Genomic DNA, 15313 nt, shown 5'->3' on the forward strand with positions numbered 1-15313 from the left:
AGCACGAGGGCACTAGATTGCTGCCATGTGTGGTCGCTACGCCTCCAGCCGCCGACCTGAGGACCTGGTCGAGGAGTTCGAGATCGTCCGGAGCCGGGTGGACACGCCGCTGGCACCGGACTTCAACGTGGCTCCGACCAAGGAGGTCTACGCGGTGATGGAGCGGCCGCCCTCGAAGGACAGCGAGGAGCCTGCGGAGCGCCAGCTGCGCGTGCTGCGCTGGGGACTGGTGCCCTCCTGGGCCAAGGACTCCTCCATCGGCAACAAGATGATCAACGCCCGCATGGAGACCGTGGCCGAGAAGCCGGCCTACAAGCGCGCCTTCGCCAAGCGTCGATGCCTGCTCCCGGCCGACGGCTACTTCGAGTGGTACCCCACCTCCCAGCTCACCGCGGCCGGCAAGCCGCGCAAGCAGCCCTTCTTCATCCGGCCGCAGGACCACGCGACGCTCGCCATGGCCGGTCTCTACGAGATCTGGCGCGACCCGACCCGCGCCGACGACGACCCGGGGCGCTTCCGGTGGACGTGCACGGTCCTCACGACGCAGGCCGAGGACGCCGTCGGCCACATCCACGACCGGATGCCCCTGATGGTCGAGCCCGACCGCTGGTCGGCGTGGCTCGACCCGGCCGCGCCGCAGGACTCCCTGCTCGACCTGCTCGTGCCCGCAGCGCCCGGCAACCTGGAGGCCTACCCCGTGTCCACGCTCGTGTCCGACGTCCGCAACAACGGTCCTGAGCTGATCGAGCCTCTGCCGATCGACCTGCCGATCGACGAGGTGGTCGAGTGAGCTCCGAACGCATCATCCCCACGCCCCACGGCGAGGGTCGCCTGGTCACCGACCGGGCCCGCCACACGCTGGCCACGTTGCTGGTGAGCCACGGTGCCGGTGGTGGTGTCGAGTCGCGTGACCTCGAGGCGCTCGCGCGGCACCTGCCCCGTCACGGCATCACCGTCGTGCGCTTCGAGCAGCCCTGGCGCCGGGCCGGCCGCAAGATCGCCACTCCACCGGCCACCCTGGACGCCGGCCTGCGATCGGCAGCCGACAACCTGCGCGGACGGGTGCCCCTGATCGTCGGAGGGCGATCTGCCGGCGCACGTTCCGCCGTACGCACCGCGCGCCTGCTGGGGGCCGTTGGCTGCCTGGCCCTCTCGTTCCCCCTCCACCCCCCTGGACATCCTGAGAAGAGCCGGGTCGACGAGCTCCGCGGCTCGCGGCTGCCCACCCTGGTGATCCAGGGCGAGCGGGACACGATGGGCAGGCCCGACGAGTTCCCGGGCAGCACCGAGCTGTGCGTCGTGCCGGCTGCCGACCACGGCCTAAAGGTCCCGGCGCGAGCCGACATCAGCCAGGAGGAGGCGATGGGGATCGTGGTCGAGGCGACGCTGGAGTGGATCGTCCGCCAGGTCACCGGGAATTCATCTGCGCGATGACGTGTTCTGTAGAGCGTGATGGACTTGCTGGAACGACCGACCATGGTCACGTCCCCGCTAGGCTGGGGGGCGATGACTGAGACTCCTGTCGACCCTGACGTCGACCTCGCCGCAGACCTCCCCCCGGACGCCGACATCGATGTGGCCACGGAGACCGAGGCCAACCGCAGCGCGCGCTTCGAGCGGGACGCCCTGCCGTTCCTCGACCAGCTCTACTCGGCGGCGATGCGGATGACCCGCAACCCCGCCGATGCAGAGGACCTCGTCCAGGAGACGTTCGCCAAGGCCTACTCCTCGTTTCACCAGTTCCGACCCGGGACCAACCTCAAGGCGTGGCTCTACCGGATCCTCACCAACACCTTCATCAACACCTATCGCAAGAAGCAGCGCCAGCCGCAGCAGTCGATGTCCGAGGACGTCGAGGACTGGCAGCTCGCGCGCGCCGAGTCGCACACCTCGACCGGGCTCAAGTCCGCCGAGATGGAGGCGCTCGAGCACCTGCCGGACTCGCAGGTCAAGGACGCGCTCCAGCGCCTGCCCGAGGAGTTCCGCCTCGCGGTCTACCTCGCCGACGTCGAGGGCTTCGCCTACAAGGAGATCGCCGAGATCATGGAAACGCCCATCGGCACGGTGATGTCGCGGCTGCACCGCGGTCGCCGTCAGCTCCGCGACATGCTCTCCGACTACGTCCGCACCAACGACCTGCTGCGGGTCGTCACCGACGGAGGCGCGTCATGAGCCACGACCAGGACCACAGCCAGGACCACACCCACGACGAGGTGTCGAAGGAGCAGTGCGTCGACTACCTCGAGCGCATCGTCTACTTCATCGACAAGGAGCTCGACGAGGCCGACTGCGCCGCCGTGCAGCTCCACCTCGACACCTGCAACCCCTGCCTGGTCAAGTACGACCTGCAGCGCACAGTGAAGTCCGTCGTCGCCCGCTCGTGCTCCGAGACCGCACCCAGCGACCTGCGTGAGCGCGTGCTCTTCAAGCTCCGCGCGGTCCAGGTGCAGATCACCGAGAGCTGAGCTGCTGAGGGGTCCTGTTCGACGTCGTACGGCGGCTCGGGTGAGCGTCGAGTGACGCATCCGGCAGGTCAAGAGGGCCCCAGCGCATGCTCGTTGCGTCACTCGACGAGCCCAGGGCCGTCGAAGGTCACCGTCAGCGCGCTCCGGTAGGCATCGGAGGGCGGCAGGGGCTCGGACGGGCGTCGCGCCAGGTCGACGCCGGGTAGCCAGACGACCAACGCTCGCCACGAGCACCCGTCCTGGTCCGCCGCCTCGTAGGTGAAGTGCACCTGGTCACCGACGAGAGGGCGGAGCGCGCCGTCGCGCAGGGTGATCGAGACGTGGAACCAGCACCCTCCGGGCGTGGCAGGGGAGTCGAGGACGCCCCAGCCGTCCTCGTCGTGCTAGTCGCGGATCGTGCCGGCAGTGACGATGTCCACCTGCGCGAGCAGCGCCCGCGTGTAGGCGCTCAGGGGTGTGGGCAGCGACTCGACCGGGAACCACGCGAGCTCCCGCGTCTCCTCGCCGTCGGCCACCAGGGCCCCGGTGACGTCCGAGGTCTCGAACGTCGCGCCGACGACGTAGGCCTCGAAGCCGTCGGGGTAGCGCACGCGGAACTCCGGGCCGGAGTAGACGTCCAGCAGGGTCAGGGCCCCCGCCGAGAGGCCCGTCTCCTCCAGCAGTTCGCGTCGGGCCGTCTGCTCCAGTGACTCACCGGGCTCGAGCGGGCCGCCCGGAACGCCCCAAGTGCCGTCGTCGCCCCGTCGCTGCAGCAGCAGGAGGTCGTCGCGACGCACGAGCACGCCGGCGGCGACGCGGACCGGCAGCGGGGAGGTGGAGGACGTCACGCCGTCAGCCTGCCCTAGGCGCACGGCGACCCGCACCCCGCACGGCGACCCGCACCCCGAAATGCAACGAACCCCCGGCCGAGAGGCGGGGGGTCCAGTGCATCAACTGCCGAGCAGGTGCTCAGGCGTTGGGGCGCTTGCCGTGGTTGGCGGCCTTCTTCTTGCGAGCGCGGCGCTTGCGTCCGGTCTTGCCCATGGTGTCCTCCTGGAATCCAATGCGACCCATCGAGGGCCATTCAGGCAACAGTGTCCCAAACTTCACGACGGAGGCGAAATCCGCCCCAGGAACTTCTCCGCGTCGACCACCACCCGCGTCACCTCGCCGGTCCCGACGACCTTCCCGGCGGCCCCGCCGCTCACGTGCCGTGCGGCGACGGTGAAGCGGTGCAGCCGCCCGTCGACGTACGACGACGAGGCGGTCACCTCCACCTCCTGGCCGACGGGGCTCGCGACGAGGTGTTCGAGCGTCATGCGCGTTCCCACGCTGGTCGAGCCCTCGGGGAGCGCGGGCTCGATCGCCGCACAGGTGGCCGCCTCCAGCCAGGCCAGGAGGCGTGGGGTGCCGAGGACGGGCAGCGAGCCCGACCCCACGGCGAGCGCGGTGTCTTCCTCACCCACGACGAAGGTGAGGGCAGCCGTCGACGGATCGCTCATCAGGACTCCTGCATCGCGAAGGTGAGGCGGAAGGACAACAGCTCGACGCCCGGGGCCGGCGACCAGTCGAGCGCGGGCTCCCGTTCGAACCCGAGCCGGCCGTAGAGCGCGTGGGCCGCGGTCATCTCGGCCATGCTGCACAGCACGACCCCCGACGCCCCGGACACACGAAAGTGCGCCAGCGCGTGCTCGACCAGGGCCCGGCCGACGCCCTGCCCCTGTGCGGCCGGGTCGACCGCGAGCATCCGGAACTCGCCCTCGCCCGGGCGGGCGAGCTCGCGCCACGGCGAGCCCTCGGGGCAGATCGTGACGGAGCCGAGCACCGCCCCGTCGGCCGAGCAGGCCACCCACAGGTCGGCCTCCTCGGCCCGGCGGGCGGCGTCTCGGAGCTGCTCGACGTAGCCCGTGTCGGGCCGCTCGCCCCCGATGAAGGGGGAGTAGGCGGCCACCGTAGCGCGTCCGACGACCTCGTGGTCCTCGGGCGTCGCGAGGCGCAGCAGCATCAGATCCCGAACGTGGAGCGTGGGTAGGCCGCGTCCACGTCGGTGATCACGTTGACCAGGTAGGGCACGTTGGAGGCGAAGGCACGGTCGATCGCCGGGCCGATCTGGCGCGGGTCAGTGACCATCTCCCCGGCTCCGCCGAGTGCCTTGACGACCTCCTCGTAGGCCGTTCGCGGCGCGAGATCGGCGATCACGTCATAGCCGTAGAGCATCTGCATGGGGCCCTTCTCCAGGCCCCAGGCGGAGTTGTTGCCCATGATCATCACGACCGGCAGGTTGTGCCTGACCAGGGTGTCGACGTCCATCAGCGAGAAGCCCGCGGCGCCGTCGCCGAGCAGCAGCACCACCTGCGAGGACGGTCGGGCCAGGCGGGCCGCGATCGCCGCTCCCAGTCCGGCGCCGAGGCAGCCGTAGGGGCCGGGGTCGAGCCAGCCGCCGGGGCGCTTCGGCTCGACGAACTTGCCGGCGAAGGACACGAAGTCGCCGCCGTCGCCGATGACGACGGCGTCCTCGGCCAGCCGGGGGACCAGCTCGCCGTAGATGCGGGCGGGGTGGATCGGGTCGGCTTCGGCGCGCAGCAGCTCCAGGTCGCGCGCGGTGGTGGCGGCCACCGTGTCCTGCAGCGAGGAGACCCAGGTGGACCAGTCGGGCTTGGAGCCGCGCTCGAGCGCAGCCTGGAGGCCGTCGAAGACCGATGTCAGGTCGCCGGAGACCGATGTTGCGAGGGTGGCGTGGCCGGAGACCTGGCCGGGGGAGTCCGCGACGTGCACGACCTGGGCAGGCTCCGTGCCGTCCTTGCCGCCGAAGATGCCGTAGCCGAGCCGGAAGTCCAGCGGGGTGCCGACCACGACGACCAGGTCCGCACCGCTCAGGGCCTGGCCGCGGGCCTTGGTCGCCAGCAGGCGGTGGCCTCCGGGGATCACGCCGCGGCCCATGCCGTTGGTGATCGTCGGGATGCCGATGGCCTCGACGAAGCGCAGCGCGGCGACCTCGGCGCCGTCGGCCCACACGTCGGTGCCGAGGATCAGCACGGGGCGCGCGGCCGAGGCCAGCAGCCCGGCGATCTTCGCGATGGCGTCGCCGTCGGGCTCCGCACCACGGGTGGAGGAACGCACGGGGGCCGGGCCGGAGGAGGCGTTGAAGAACTCGTCCATCGGGACGTCGACGAAGACCGGGCCGCGGTGCGAGGAGCCGGCAGCGTTGAAGGCCCGGTCCATGCCGCCGAGGATGTCGCCGGCGGTGTGGAGCGTGGTCGCCATCTTGGAGACCGAGGCGACGATGGGCGGCTGGTCGAGCTCCTGGAGGCTGCCGCTGCCCCAGCGGTTGGCCGGGGCGCGACCACCGACGACCACCATCGGGGAGCCGGCGAACTGCGCCTGGGCGATCGCGCTCACGCCGTTGGTCACGCCCGGTCCGGCAGTCAGCACGGCGAGGCCGGGCACGCGGGTAAGCTTGCCGGTTGCCTCCGCGGCGAACGCCGCGGTCTGCTCGTGACGCACGTCCAACAGGCGCATGGGCGGGTCGGCCTTGACGGCTCCGTCGTACATCGGGAACACATGGGCCCCCGACAGCGTGAACATGGTCTCCACGCCGTAGGCACGGGCGACGGCGACGGCCAGCGCGCCGGAGTGGCCGTCGAGGACGGCGTCGGTGGTCTCTTCCTGAGTCATGCCCGCAGGCTACTCAGGACTCCCCGGCCGGAGCAGCCACCCTGGCGCCCAGGTAGTGCGGGTTGGTGGAGCGAAGCGCCTCCACGAGGAGCAGCAGCAGGTCCGCGCGTACGCCGGGGGGGCGCTGCCCGAGGGCCAGCTGGAGGTAGAGAGCCCTCAGGAAGGCCTCGGTGTTGCCGGCGCGCAGGTAGGGGTCACGATCGGTGCCGTCGTGCTGGTGACGGGCGGCGGCGGAGAGCGTGTCGACCCAGATCTCGATCAGGTCGAGAGGCACGTGGTTGCGACGCAGCACGCTCATGGCGGCCACGGCCAGCCGGTCGGACTCACCTGCGGTGAAGAGGACGTCGACCGGTGCGACCAGTCGCTCGGCGATGACGTCGAGCAGCACGGTCAGCTCCCCGACCCCGACGTGGGGCGAGGCGGCGAGGGCGCCGAGGGCATCTGCGCCATGGGCCACGGCGTGCGCCCAGCCCTTGCCGGGCACGTGGCCGCGCAGGTCCTGCTCGGTGAGCATCCAGGTCGCGATCCGGTCGCCCCACTCGAGGACCTTGCCGCCCGGGACGAGCGGCCGGTCGTTGTCGCGCTCGATGCAGCACGCCAGGATCAGCACGGAGAAGCTGCGGCGGAAGACCGAGTCGGTGCCGCTCTCGCCGAGGCCGACCCTCAGGCCGGCGGCCATGCCGTCGCCGAGACCGGGCAGCAGGTCGTCGTAGACGCCCCGTTGCACCCATGTCGCGAGGGCCGGCAGCGCGAGGCCGTCGCGTAGGTCGGGGTCGGCGTCCCCGAGCAGCCGGGTCAGCTCCGCGGTGAGGTCCGAGAGCGACCGGTCGGTGGGGACGGCGAAGTCGTCGTCGTGAACCTGCTTCCAGTACGCCGCCGACATGACGTCCATCCTGCCAAAGGTCACGACGGGGAGGATGTCGGGGTCGTGAACACCTACGCTCAGGGGTGTGCCTTCGATGATCGAGCTCGTGCGCAGCCACACCGACCTCGGCGAGGAGGACGTGACCTGGCTGCAGCTGATCATGGCCGACTGGCAGATCATCGCCGACCTTTCGTTCGCCGATCTGGTGCTCTGGCTGCCCGACCAGAGAGGAAACGGCTTCTGGGCAGCGGCGCAGATGCGTCCGACGACCGGTCCGACCGCCTACATCGATGACATCGTCGGCACGTTCGTGCCGGTGGGGCGTCGACCGATGCTCGACGAGGCGTGGGCCCACGGCCGGCTGGTCCGTGAGGGCGACCCCGAGTGGCGCGACGACGTGCCGGTCCGGGTCGAGACCATCCCGGTGCGGCGCGCGGGCCGGGTGATCGCCGTGATCGCCCGCAACACCAACCTGCTCGGCGTGCGCACCCCGAGCCGCCTCGAGCTGTCCTACCTCCAGACGGCGGCCGACCTCACCCAGATGATCTCCGGCGGACACTTCCCCGAGGTCGGGCAGCGCAGCGACCATGCCGACTCACCCCGCGTCGGTGACGGCTTCCTCCGGGTGGACGCCGCAGGGATGGTCGTCTACGCGAGCCCCAACGCCCTGTCGGTCTATCGTCGGCTGGGCCTGTCGGGTGACCTGACCGGCCTCAGCCTGGCCGACCTCACCCGCCAGCTGGTGCCACCGCGGCGGCGCCCCGACGAGGAGACTCTGAGCGCCGTGCTCGGGGGACGGGCCCACCGCGACACCGAGATCGGCAGCGACCAGGTCTCCCTGATCGTCCGCGCGATCCCGCTGCGCCCGCAAGGGGAGCACATCGGCGGCCTGATCCTGGTCCGCGACGTCACCGACCTGCGCCGTCGCGACCGCGAGCTGATCACCAAGGACGCCACCATCCGCGAGATCCATCACCGCGTGAAGAACAACCTGCAGACGGTCGCGGCGCTGCTGCGGCTCCAGGCACGCCGGATCGACTCCGAGGAGGCCAAGCTGGCCCTCGAGGAGGCCGTACGACGGGTCGGCTCGATCGCGATCGTGCACGAGACGCTGAGCCAGGCAGTCGAGGAGACCGTCGCGTTCGACGAGATCGCCGACCGCCTGGGCAGCATGGTGACCGACGTCGGCTCGTCCGGCGGCCGGGTCCGGGTGCGCCGCGAGGGGTCGTTCGGAGTCCTGCCGTCCGAGTCCGCCACCGCCCTGGCCATGGTGCTCACCGAGGTGCTCCAGAATGCCGTGGAGCACGGCTACGACGCCGAGGACGCCACGACCATCGGACTGATCACGGTCACGGTGCAGCGCCTGGTGGGGAGGTTGACGATGACCGTGGACGATGACGGCCGTGGTCTGCCCGAGGGCTTCGACCTCGACGGGTCGACCAACCTGGGTCTGTCGATCGTCCGGACGCTGGTGGAGTCGGAGCTGGGCGGCCAGCTCACGCTGGGCCCACGCCCCGACGGCGCAGGCACCCGGGCGGGGATCGACGTACCGCTGGAGTGACGCTCAGGCGGTGCGGACGCGCGAGCGGGCGTTGCGTCGCTTGAGCGCGCGGCGCTCATCCTCGCTCAGCCCACCCCATACGCCGTGATCCTGGCCTGCTTCGATCGCCCACGAGAGGCAGAGCTCGCGCACGTCGCAGCGTCGGCAGACCTGCTTGGCCTCCTCTATCTGGAGGATGGCCGGACCGGTGTTGCCGATCGGAAAGAACAGCTCCGGATCCTCATCGAGGCACGCGGAACGGTGACGCCAATCCATGGGGTGGTGGATCTCTCTTTCGCAGTGAGTGCAGGCAGGGGTTCTCAGGCCTGCGGGCGCGCCGGACGCCGCATTAGTGAAGGTGATCACGAGCGCTTGAACAGAATTGCAACATTTGCCCCGCGGATCAAGCCTTTGGGGTGGTTCGTTGGATCACAGAGATGTCAGAGGCACGGCCCTGGGATGCCCCGTACGCTGCCAGGGTGTCGACACCTGCTCCCCTCGAGGGCCCCGACCACCGGCCCGGCAACCCGCCCCCGCTCACGGTGGCGGCCTCGCTGACCGCTGTGCAGGGTGGACTCCTGGTGCTGCTGGCCCTGCTGGAGATCGCCCACCTGTCCTCGCAACGCATGTCGATGGGCGTCACCACCAGCGTGTTCTTCGGTGTCTACGGCGTCGCCATGGTGGGCTGCGCCCTGGCGCTCACCCGCCGACAGGGGTGGGCCCGCGGGCCGGTCCTGCTGACCCAGCTCATCCAGCTGGGGCTGGCGTGGAACCTGCGGGAGTTCTGGCCGGTCGCGATCGTGATGGCGGCAACGGCACTGGTCGTGATCGCGGGGATGGTCCACCCCGCCACCACCGACGTGCTGGCCGACGACCCGACCGGGGAGCGCGGCGCCACGGAGGAGTGACGGCCAGCGGCTCAGTCCTGCTGCTCCAGCGACGTACGGAGCTGCTCGAGCGTGCGCGTCAGCAGGCGGGACACGTGCATCTGGGACACGCCGATCTCCTCGGCGATCTGCGACTGCGTCATGTTCTTGAAGAAGCGCAGCAGCAGGATCTTCTTCTCCCGCGGCTCCAGGCGGTCGAGCAACGGCTTGAGCGACTCGCGGATCTCTACGTGCTCGAGCCCGGCGTCATGGACGCCGATGGCGTCGAGCATGGACGCAGCCGAGTCGTCGGAGTCGTCCGAGGCGTCGAGGGAGAGCGTGGAGTAGGCGTTGCTGGACTCGATGCCCTCGACGATCTCCTCGACGCTGCAGCCGATGTTCTCGGCGAGCTCGCGCACCGTGGGGGAGCGCCCCAGCGACTGGGTGAGCTCGGCGGTCGCGGCGCCGATCTGCATCCGCAGCTCCTGGAGCCGCCGCGGCACCCGGATCGCCCAGCCCTTGTCCCGGAAGTAGCGCTTGATCTCACCGATGATCGTGGGGGTGGCGTAGGTGGAGAACTCCACGCCGCGGAAGGAGTCGAACCGGTCGATCGACTTGATGAGACCGATGGTGCCGACCTGGACCAGGTCCTCGAAGGGCTCCCCGCGGTTGCGGAAGCGTCGTGCGCAGTGCTCGACCAGGGGCAGGTGCAGGTGCACCAGCCCGTCGCGGGCGCCGTCGCGCTTGGCCTGTGACTCGCCCTCGTCGTGGAAGACGACGAAGAGCGCGGCACTGCGCTTGCGGGTGAGCTCGACCCCGGTCAGCTGTTCCTCATCGTCCGGGAGTTCGTCCCGAGGGGGGTGAAGGTCCATGTCAGAGGCCGACTCCGGCGATGGAGGAGTGCATCGTCAACGTCACCACGAACTGGTCGTCGACCGACTCGGCCGTCGCGCTGGTGGCCAACGTGGTCAGCACCTGCCAGGCGAAGCTGTCGCGGTCGGGTGCCGCCGCGCCGAGCGACGCCACGCTCACCGCGATCGTGAGCGTGCCGGGCGCGAGGTAGAAGCGGCACGTGAGGTCCGAGCCCGGGTCCGCCTCGGGCAGCACCATCGCGTTGGCCTCGCCCACCGCGATGCGCAGGTCCTCGATGTCGTCGATGGTGAAGTCGAGCCGGGCCGCGAGTCCCGCCGCGGTGGTGCGCAGCACCGACGCGTAGGCGCTGTCGGCGGGGAGGCGCAGCTCGACGTCGGCTCGATCGCTCTGGTGGCCGCCCGGGTGAGCGGTGCCCGTCACAGACATGTCTACGTCCTTCGTTGGTGCGAAGCGGTCGGCTGACCCTACTGCCGGTCGCCGCCGTGGGTGGGGGGAACGAGGTGAGCCCGCAGGAGACGTCCGGGCTGTACCCGGTGACCGGTCCGCACAAACGCCGGTAGCGTCCTCGCCATGACGCAGCAGAGCGCAGATCCGTCGGAGATACGGCACGTGGCTGACAGCCACGACCTGATCCGGGTGCACGGCGCTCGGGTGAACAACCTGCGCGACGTCGACGTCGAGATCCCGAAGCGACGGCTCACCGTCTTCACCGGCGTCTCGGGCTCCGGCAAGAGCTCGTTGGTCTTCGGCACCATCGCCGCGGAGTCGCAGCGGATGATCAACGAGACCTACAGCGCGTTCGTGCAGGGGTTCATGCCGTCGCTGGCGCGTCCTGAGGTCGACCTCCTCGAGGGGTTGACGACCGCGATCATCGTCGACCAGGAGCGGCTCGGGGCCAACCCACGCTCGACGGTCGGCACCGCGACCGACGCCAGTGCGATGCTGCGGATCCTGTTCAGCCGCCTCGGCGATCCCCACATCGGGCCGCAGACGGCGTTCTCCTTCAACGTCCCGACGCGCACGGCGAGCGGGGTGATGTCGACCGACAAGGGTGGTCGCGTCGAGAAGAGCGTCGTGAAGGACGCCGTCTACCTCGGTGGCATGTGCCCGCGGTGCGAAGGCACGGGCAACGTGAGCGACATCGACCTCACCGCCCTCTACGACGACACCTTGTCCCTGAGCGACGGCGCGCTGACCATCCCGGGCTACTCCATGGACGGCTGGTACGGCCGGCTGTTCGAGGGCGTAGGGCTGCCCATGGACAAGCCGATCTCGTCGTTCACGAAGAAGCAGCTCGCCACGATGCTCTACGCGCAGCCGACCAAGATCAAGGTCGAAGGCATCAACCTGACCTTCGACGGGATCATCCCCAAGATCCAGAAGTCGATGCTGTCCAAGGACCCCGAGGCCATGCAGCCGCACGTACGCCGCTTCGTTGAGCGGGCGGTCACCTTCCAGCGCTGCCCCGACTGCGGCGGGACCCGGCTGACTCAGGAGGCACTGTCGTCGAAGATCCGGGGCCGGAACATCGCGGACCTCTGCGCGATGCAGATCAGCGACCTGGCCGACTGGGTGCGCGAGCTGGAGGAGCCGTCGGTCGCCCCCCTGCTGGCCGGGCTCCAGCACCTGCTCGACTCGTTCACCGAGATCGGCCTGGGCTACCTCTCGCTGGACCGTCCCTCCGGGACCCTGTCCGGCGGTGAGGCCCAGCGGACCAAGATGATCCGCCACCTCGGGTCCTCGCTCACCGACGTCACCTACGTCTTCGACGAGCCCACCATCGGTCTCCACCCGCACGACATCGAGCGGATGAACCAGCTGCTGCTCCAGCTGCGCGACAAGGGCAACACCGTCCTGGTCGTGGAACACAAGCCGGAGACGATCGCGATCGCGGACCACGTCGTCGACATCGGCCCGGGTGCGGGCACCGGCGGGGGCACCATCTGCTTCGAGGGCACGGTCGAGGGCCTTCGGTCCAGCGACACGACCACCGGTCGGCACCTCGACGACCGTGCACGGCTCAAGGACGACGTCCGGACGCCCGCGGGTGTGCTCGAGGTCCGGGGAGCGACGGCCCACAACCTGAGGGGTGTGGACGTCGACATCCCCCTCGGCGTGCTCTGCGTCCTGACCGGTGTCGCTGGGTCGGGCAAGAGCTCGCTGGTGACCGGCTCCGTGCTGGGTCGAGACGGTGTCGTGTCGGTCGACCAGAGCGCCATCAAGGGATCGCGGCGCAGCAACCCGGCGACGTACACCGGTCTGCTGGAGCCGATCCGCAAGGCTTTCGCGAAGGCCAACGGGGTCAAGCCGGCGCTGTTCAGCTCCAACTCCGAAGGTGCCTGCTCGACCTGCAACGGCGCCGGGGTGATCTTCACCGAGCTCGGCGTCATGGCCACGGTGGAGTCGCCCTGCGAGGAGTGCGAGGGGCGGCGGTTCCAGGCGTCGGTGCTGGACTACACGTTCGGGGGCAAGAACATCAGCCAGGTGCTGAGGATGTCGGTCAGCGAGGCCACCGTGTTCTTCGCCGAGGGCGATGCCAAGGTGTCGGCGGCCCACAAGATCCTCGACACGCTCTCCGACGTCGGGCTGGGCTACCTCAGCCTCGGGCAGCCGCTCACGACGCTCTCGGGCGGCGAGCGGCAGCGGCTCAAGCTGGCCACGCAGATGGCGGAGAAGGGTGAGGTCTACGTCCTCGACGAGCCGACCACCGGCCTCCACCTCGCCGACGTCGAGCAGCTGCTCGGTCTGCTCGACCGGCTGGTGGAGTCGGGGCTGTCGGTGATCGTCATCGAGCACCACCAGGCCGTGATGGCCCACGCCGACTGGATCATCGACCTCGGACCCGGCGCCGGCCACGACGGCGGCACGATCGTCTTCGGGGGCCCGCCGGCGGCTCTCGTCGCCGACGGCTCGACGCTCACCGGGCAGCACCTCGCCGCCTACGTCTCCGGCTGAGACGCACCTCGCCCCCGGCTCCTTGCGGGGCCGGGGGCGAGGGACGATCAGAAGGTCAGCGACCTGCCGAGGGACGAGCAAGCTCGCCCCTCGGGCTCACTTCTTGGTCTGCTGACGCTGCGCGCCAGCACCTGCGGCGTTCGCCGCGAGGGGACGAGCAAGCTCGCCCCTCGGGCTCACTTCTTGGTCTCCTTGTAGGTCAGGCTCAACGACTGTAGATGACAGATGTTGGCACATGCGGGCTGACCTGCGCTGATGCGTTGGTGGTCGTGATCCGCCGATGGCCGCTGACGGACGTCCTGCGGACTCTCTGCGGACAGCATGACCCCAGACCATTGAGTCACCGAGTCACTCCTGAACCCCGCACTCGGAGAGCCATCTGACGACGATCGGAAGTAGTTGGAAATCGACGAAACCGCAGAGCACACACGCTTTTCGTGATGGGGCGATGTTGGCTCGATCGGGCTGTTTACAGCTCTGGTGTTGCCAATCTGTTGCCACCAGCGGTTCGACCGGGCGCGGACGGAACGAAGGACGTGTCCAGCAGGGAGCGTGAGGCAGAGTCCCCGCCGACCTACCCCAACCCCACCACGTCCCGGGACTCTTACCCGCCGGGAGGGTGGCCCCAGATCAGTAGTACCAGGGCGTCCGCACCGGCCATCAGATCGACATAGCTCGGCCTCTGGAACCGCCCTCATTTTCGTTATACGATATGCGCATGGTGAGCGAGGAACAGATCCAGAAGTGGGCCGACGAGGCCGAAGCGGGATACGACGTTGAGGAGCTGCAGCGTCAGGGTCGTGGGCGTCCTGGTCGTGGGGCTGAACCGATGCAAGTTGTGGCGGTGCGGCTGACCGTCGAGGAACTCGACGCTCTTGACCTGGCCGCAGCTAAGAGCGACATGAGCAGGTCCGAGGCGATCCGGGCTGCGCTGGCCCACTTCGCTGCGTGAAGGTCCACCCGAGCGCGCTCAGGCACGGAGTCTCATCGGAGGACGCAACCCAGGCGGCAGAGTGGTCGCTGTGGATCGAGCCCCTCGACGAAGGCGGCCCACCACGCCGGGAGTTGCGCCTGGGTTTCGACACCAGGACCCGGCTCCTGGAGACGGTTGTTCTGGTCTTCGACAGCGGCGATGTGATCGTCATCCACGCCATGCCAGCTCGCAAGAAGTACCTGGACCTCCTGCCCTAGTAGTGCTGGCATTCATCCGCGCCGGACTGAACACCCAAGGTTCATCGCCTGACCGTGCAACAGACCCGAGGGCCGATGCCGCCGGTTGTGAGACGCCGCCCGGATCGCGGCAGGGTCGGGCGGACCTGGTCAGACTCGCTGCACCAGGTACTCGATGGCGTCCGCGTTGGTTGAGCACGAGCCAGCGAACGCAGCTGCCTCGTTCTCCGTGGCAAAGACGTGGGCTTGGTTCACGCGTGGCGTCCACTCCGACTGACCCTGTCGTGACGTCCGCTCGGCGTAGTACAGGGTCGAACCGTCGGAGCGGCGAACGGCGACGCGCCACGCCGACTGACGCTTCTTGGACATCTGCCCATGATGCCGGGCCGCTGCCCGCGTGCGCGACTCTGGGTGCGACCGCGCAGCTCGCGGCATGAGCGAGCGTCGACCACGTTGCTAGTCGATGCACTGACCCCAGTCGCCGAAACGCCACGTTCCCTCTTCCGTGCGCCAAACGTCCACTTGCACCAGGCGTCGCTCGCGCTTGTCGAGGAGGTCAACCACTCGAAGCACATCGACGTCACCAGAGCCGATTTCGCCCCCCTGCGCTTGGGTCCGCACAGACGCCACGGAGCCCCACTCGGTGGAGGTCAACATCGCTTCCGAAAGACCACGCCAGTTTGCTGCCTCGACGACGTGGACGTAACCGCTCACACAGCCCCCGTCGCCGCCGTCCCGCACTGTGGTGCTGGCGCTGGTGCACGCGGAAAGAGTCAACGAGGCGGCCGCTAGGACGGAGATTCGGATGACCGCTGCCATGACCATGAGACGCACGCTACTAGCTCCCAGTTCCCTGGCCGCAGATCGACCGGAGCGCACGCTACGCGGCAGAAGCGTGCGTCTTCGAGCGCACGCTACGCGGCAG

20 protein-coding genes are annotated in these 15313 nt (G+C 69.5%); 9 read left to right on the forward strand and 11 right to left on the reverse strand.

Features of this window, described 5'->3' with window-relative positions; all coding sequences use genetic code 11:
* The first annotated feature begins 25 nt into the window (after window positions 1–25).
* The 4 genes from BM204_RS06450 to rsrA all read left to right on the forward strand — a co-directional run bounded on the left by BM204_RS06450 (window position 26) and on the right by rsrA (window position 2465).
* Entirely contained in the window at window positions 26–790 is a 765-nt protein-coding gene (locus BM204_RS06450) for an SOS response-associated peptidase (RefSeq protein ID WP_091111396.1), read from the forward strand.
* Window positions 787–1434: an alpha/beta hydrolase family protein gene (locus BM204_RS06455; protein WP_091111397.1), complete on the forward strand. Its 648-nt coding sequence runs from the start codon at window positions 787–789 to the stop codon at window positions 1432–1434. The genes BM204_RS06450 and BM204_RS06455 overlap by 4 nt, the downstream gene beginning before the upstream one ends.
* A gap of 72 nt (window positions 1435–1506) precedes the next feature.
* Window positions 1507–2172 carry a sigma-70 family RNA polymerase sigma factor gene (locus BM204_RS06460; protein WP_246166365.1) on the forward strand — a complete coding sequence of 222 codons (666 nt, stop codon included), beginning with the start codon at window positions 1507–1509 and terminating at the stop codon, window positions 2170–2172.
* Window positions 2169–2465 (forward strand): mycothiol system anti-sigma-R factor, encoded by a 297-nt coding sequence (gene rsrA, locus BM204_RS06465; RefSeq protein ID WP_091111398.1) that lies wholly within the window; start codon window positions 2169–2171, stop codon window positions 2463–2465. Before BM204_RS06460 ends, rsrA begins: the two co-directional genes overlap by 4 nt.
* 98 nt (window positions 2466–2563) lie before the next feature.
* Here rsrA and BM204_RS22555 read toward each other — a convergent pair whose 3' ends face one another.
* The 7 genes from BM204_RS22555 to BM204_RS06490 all read right to left on the reverse strand — a co-directional run bounded on the left by BM204_RS22555 (window position 2564) and on the right by BM204_RS06490 (window position 7026).
* On the reverse strand, window positions 2564–2734 hold the full coding sequence (locus BM204_RS22555; RefSeq protein WP_170259212.1) for a hypothetical protein: 171 nt from the start codon (window positions 2732–2734) through the stop codon (window positions 2564–2566).
* A gap of 114 nt (window positions 2735–2848) precedes the next feature.
* A complete protein-coding gene (locus BM204_RS06470) occupies window positions 2849–3292 on the reverse strand; it encodes an NUDIX domain-containing protein (protein ID WP_177223715.1) in 444 nt (147 codons plus the stop codon).
* A gap of 121 nt (window positions 3293–3413) precedes the next feature.
* The gene (locus BM204_RS23635) at window positions 3414–3488 is read right to left on the reverse strand and encodes a 50S ribosomal protein bL37 (RefSeq protein ID WP_371863162.1); all 75 of its coding nucleotides are present in this window, start codon (window positions 3486–3488) and stop codon (window positions 3414–3416) included.
* Between the two features lie 62 nt (window positions 3489–3550).
* Window positions 3551–3946: a thioesterase family protein gene (locus tag BM204_RS06475; RefSeq protein WP_091111402.1), complete on the reverse strand. Its 396-nt coding sequence runs from the start codon at window positions 3944–3946 to the stop codon at window positions 3551–3553.
* A complete protein-coding gene (locus tag BM204_RS06480; protein ID WP_091111403.1) occupies window positions 3946–4449 on the reverse strand; it encodes a GNAT family N-acetyltransferase in 504 nt (167 codons plus the stop codon). The genes BM204_RS06475 and BM204_RS06480 overlap by 1 nt, the downstream gene beginning before the upstream one ends.
* Entirely contained in the window at window positions 4449–6119 is a 1671-nt protein-coding gene (locus BM204_RS06485; RefSeq protein WP_091111405.1) for an acetolactate synthase, read from the reverse strand. Before BM204_RS06485 ends, BM204_RS06480 begins: the two co-directional genes overlap by 1 nt.
* A gap of 13 nt (window positions 6120–6132) precedes the next feature.
* Window positions 6133–7026, reverse strand: a complete 894-nt coding sequence (locus BM204_RS06490) for a DUF2785 domain-containing protein (protein ID WP_307725913.1) — start codon at window positions 7024–7026, stop codon at window positions 6133–6135.
* 43 nt (window positions 7027–7069) lie between these two features.
* On the opposite strand from BM204_RS06490, the gene BM204_RS06495 reads away from it, so the two are divergent.
* Window positions 7070–8545, forward strand: a complete 1476-nt coding sequence (locus BM204_RS06495; protein ID WP_091111406.1) for a sensor histidine kinase — start codon at window positions 7070–7072, stop codon at window positions 8543–8545.
* A gap of 3 nt (window positions 8546–8548) precedes the next feature.
* Here BM204_RS06495 and BM204_RS06500 read toward each other — a convergent pair whose 3' ends face one another.
* Entirely contained in the window at window positions 8549–8800 is a 252-nt protein-coding gene (locus tag BM204_RS06500) for a WhiB family transcriptional regulator (protein WP_091111408.1), read from the reverse strand.
* 203 nt (window positions 8801–9003) lie between these two features.
* On the opposite strand from BM204_RS06500, the gene BM204_RS06505 reads away from it, so the two are divergent.
* Window positions 9004–9432, forward strand: coding sequence for a hypothetical protein (locus BM204_RS06505; protein WP_091111409.1), 429 nt, complete (start codon window positions 9004–9006; stop codon window positions 9430–9432).
* An 11-nt stretch (window positions 9433–9443) separates the two neighbouring features.
* On the opposite strand, the gene BM204_RS06510 is transcribed toward BM204_RS06505, so the two are convergent.
* Complete coding sequence (locus tag BM204_RS06510; protein ID WP_091111411.1) at window positions 9444–10262, reverse strand: RNA polymerase sigma factor SigF; 819 nt, start codon at window positions 10260–10262, stop codon at window positions 9444–9446.
* Window position 10263: 1 nt separating this feature from the next.
* Window positions 10264–10689, reverse strand: a complete 426-nt coding sequence (locus BM204_RS06515) for an ATP-binding protein (protein WP_091111412.1) — start codon at window positions 10687–10689, stop codon at window positions 10264–10266.
* A gap of 144 nt (window positions 10690–10833) precedes the next feature.
* On the opposite strand from BM204_RS06515, the gene BM204_RS06520 reads away from it, so the two are divergent.
* From BM204_RS06520 to BM204_RS23185, 3 genes are all read left to right on the forward strand, one after another.
* The gene (locus BM204_RS06520; protein WP_091111414.1) at window positions 10834–13218 is read left to right on the forward strand and encodes an ATP-binding cassette domain-containing protein; all 2385 of its coding nucleotides are present in this window, start codon (window positions 10834–10836) and stop codon (window positions 13216–13218) included.
* A 718-nt stretch (window positions 13219–13936) separates the two neighbouring features.
* Window positions 13937–14170, forward strand: coding sequence for a ribbon-helix-helix protein, CopG family (locus BM204_RS06525; protein ID WP_246166362.1), 234 nt, complete (start codon window positions 13937–13939; stop codon window positions 14168–14170).
* The gene (locus BM204_RS23185) at window positions 14167–14409 is read left to right on the forward strand and encodes a toxin (RefSeq protein ID WP_091111417.1); all 243 of its coding nucleotides are present in this window, start codon (window positions 14167–14169) and stop codon (window positions 14407–14409) included. Before BM204_RS06525 ends, BM204_RS23185 begins: the two co-directional genes overlap by 4 nt.
* Window positions 14410–14844: 435 nt before the next feature.
* Here the strand turns inward: BM204_RS23185 and BM204_RS06540 are convergent, their stop codons facing one another.
* On the reverse strand, window positions 14845–15213 hold the full coding sequence (locus BM204_RS06540; protein WP_143099671.1) for a hypothetical protein: 369 nt from the start codon (window positions 15211–15213) through the stop codon (window positions 14845–14847).
* Window positions 15214–15313: the final 100 nt, after the last annotated feature.

It is taken from the genome of Nocardioides psychrotolerans (assembly GCF_900113685.1).
Classification (GTDB): Bacteria; Actinomycetota; Actinomycetes; order Propionibacteriales; family Nocardioidaceae; genus Nocardioides; species Nocardioides psychrotolerans.

Coding starts and splice junctions, on each gene's coding strand:
- BM204_RS06475 (WP_091111402.1), bottom strand. CDS start 3,946: ATGAGCGATCCGTCGACGGCTGCCCTCACCTTCGTCGTGGGTGAGGAA.
- BM204_RS06485 (WP_091111405.1), bottom strand. CDS start 6,119: ATGACTCAGGAAGAGACCACCGACGCCGTCCTCGACGGCCACTCCGGC.
- BM204_RS06525 (WP_246166362.1), top strand. CDS start 13,937: ATGGTGAGCGAGGAACAGATCCAGAAGTGGGCCGACGAGGCCGAAGCG.
- rsrA (WP_091111398.1), top strand. CDS start 2,169: ATGAGCCACGACCAGGACCACAGCCAGGACCACACCCACGACGAGGTG.
- BM204_RS06460 (WP_246166365.1), top strand. CDS start 1,507: ATGACTGAGACTCCTGTCGACCCTGACGTCGACCTCGCCGCAGACCTC.
- BM204_RS06515 (WP_091111412.1), bottom strand. CDS start 10,689: ATGTCTGTGACGGGCACCGCTCACCCGGGCGGCCACCAGAGCGATCGA.
- BM204_RS06510 (WP_091111411.1), bottom strand. CDS start 10,262: ATGGACCTTCACCCCCCTCGGGACGAACTCCCGGACGATGAGGAACAG.
- BM204_RS06540 (WP_143099671.1), bottom strand. CDS start 15,213: ATGGTCATGGCAGCGGTCATCCGAATCTCCGTCCTAGCGGCCGCCTCG.
- BM204_RS06500 (WP_091111408.1), bottom strand. CDS start 8,800: ATGGATTGGCGTCACCGTTCCGCGTGCCTCGATGAGGATCCGGAGCTG.
- BM204_RS06480 (WP_091111403.1), bottom strand. CDS start 4,449: ATGCTGCTGCGCCTCGCGACGCCCGAGGACCACGAGGTCGTCGGACGC.
- BM204_RS06450 (WP_091111396.1), top strand. CDS start 26: ATGTGTGGTCGCTACGCCTCCAGCCGCCGACCTGAGGACCTGGTCGAG.
- BM204_RS06520 (WP_091111414.1), top strand. CDS start 10,834: ATGACGCAGCAGAGCGCAGATCCGTCGGAGATACGGCACGTGGCTGAC.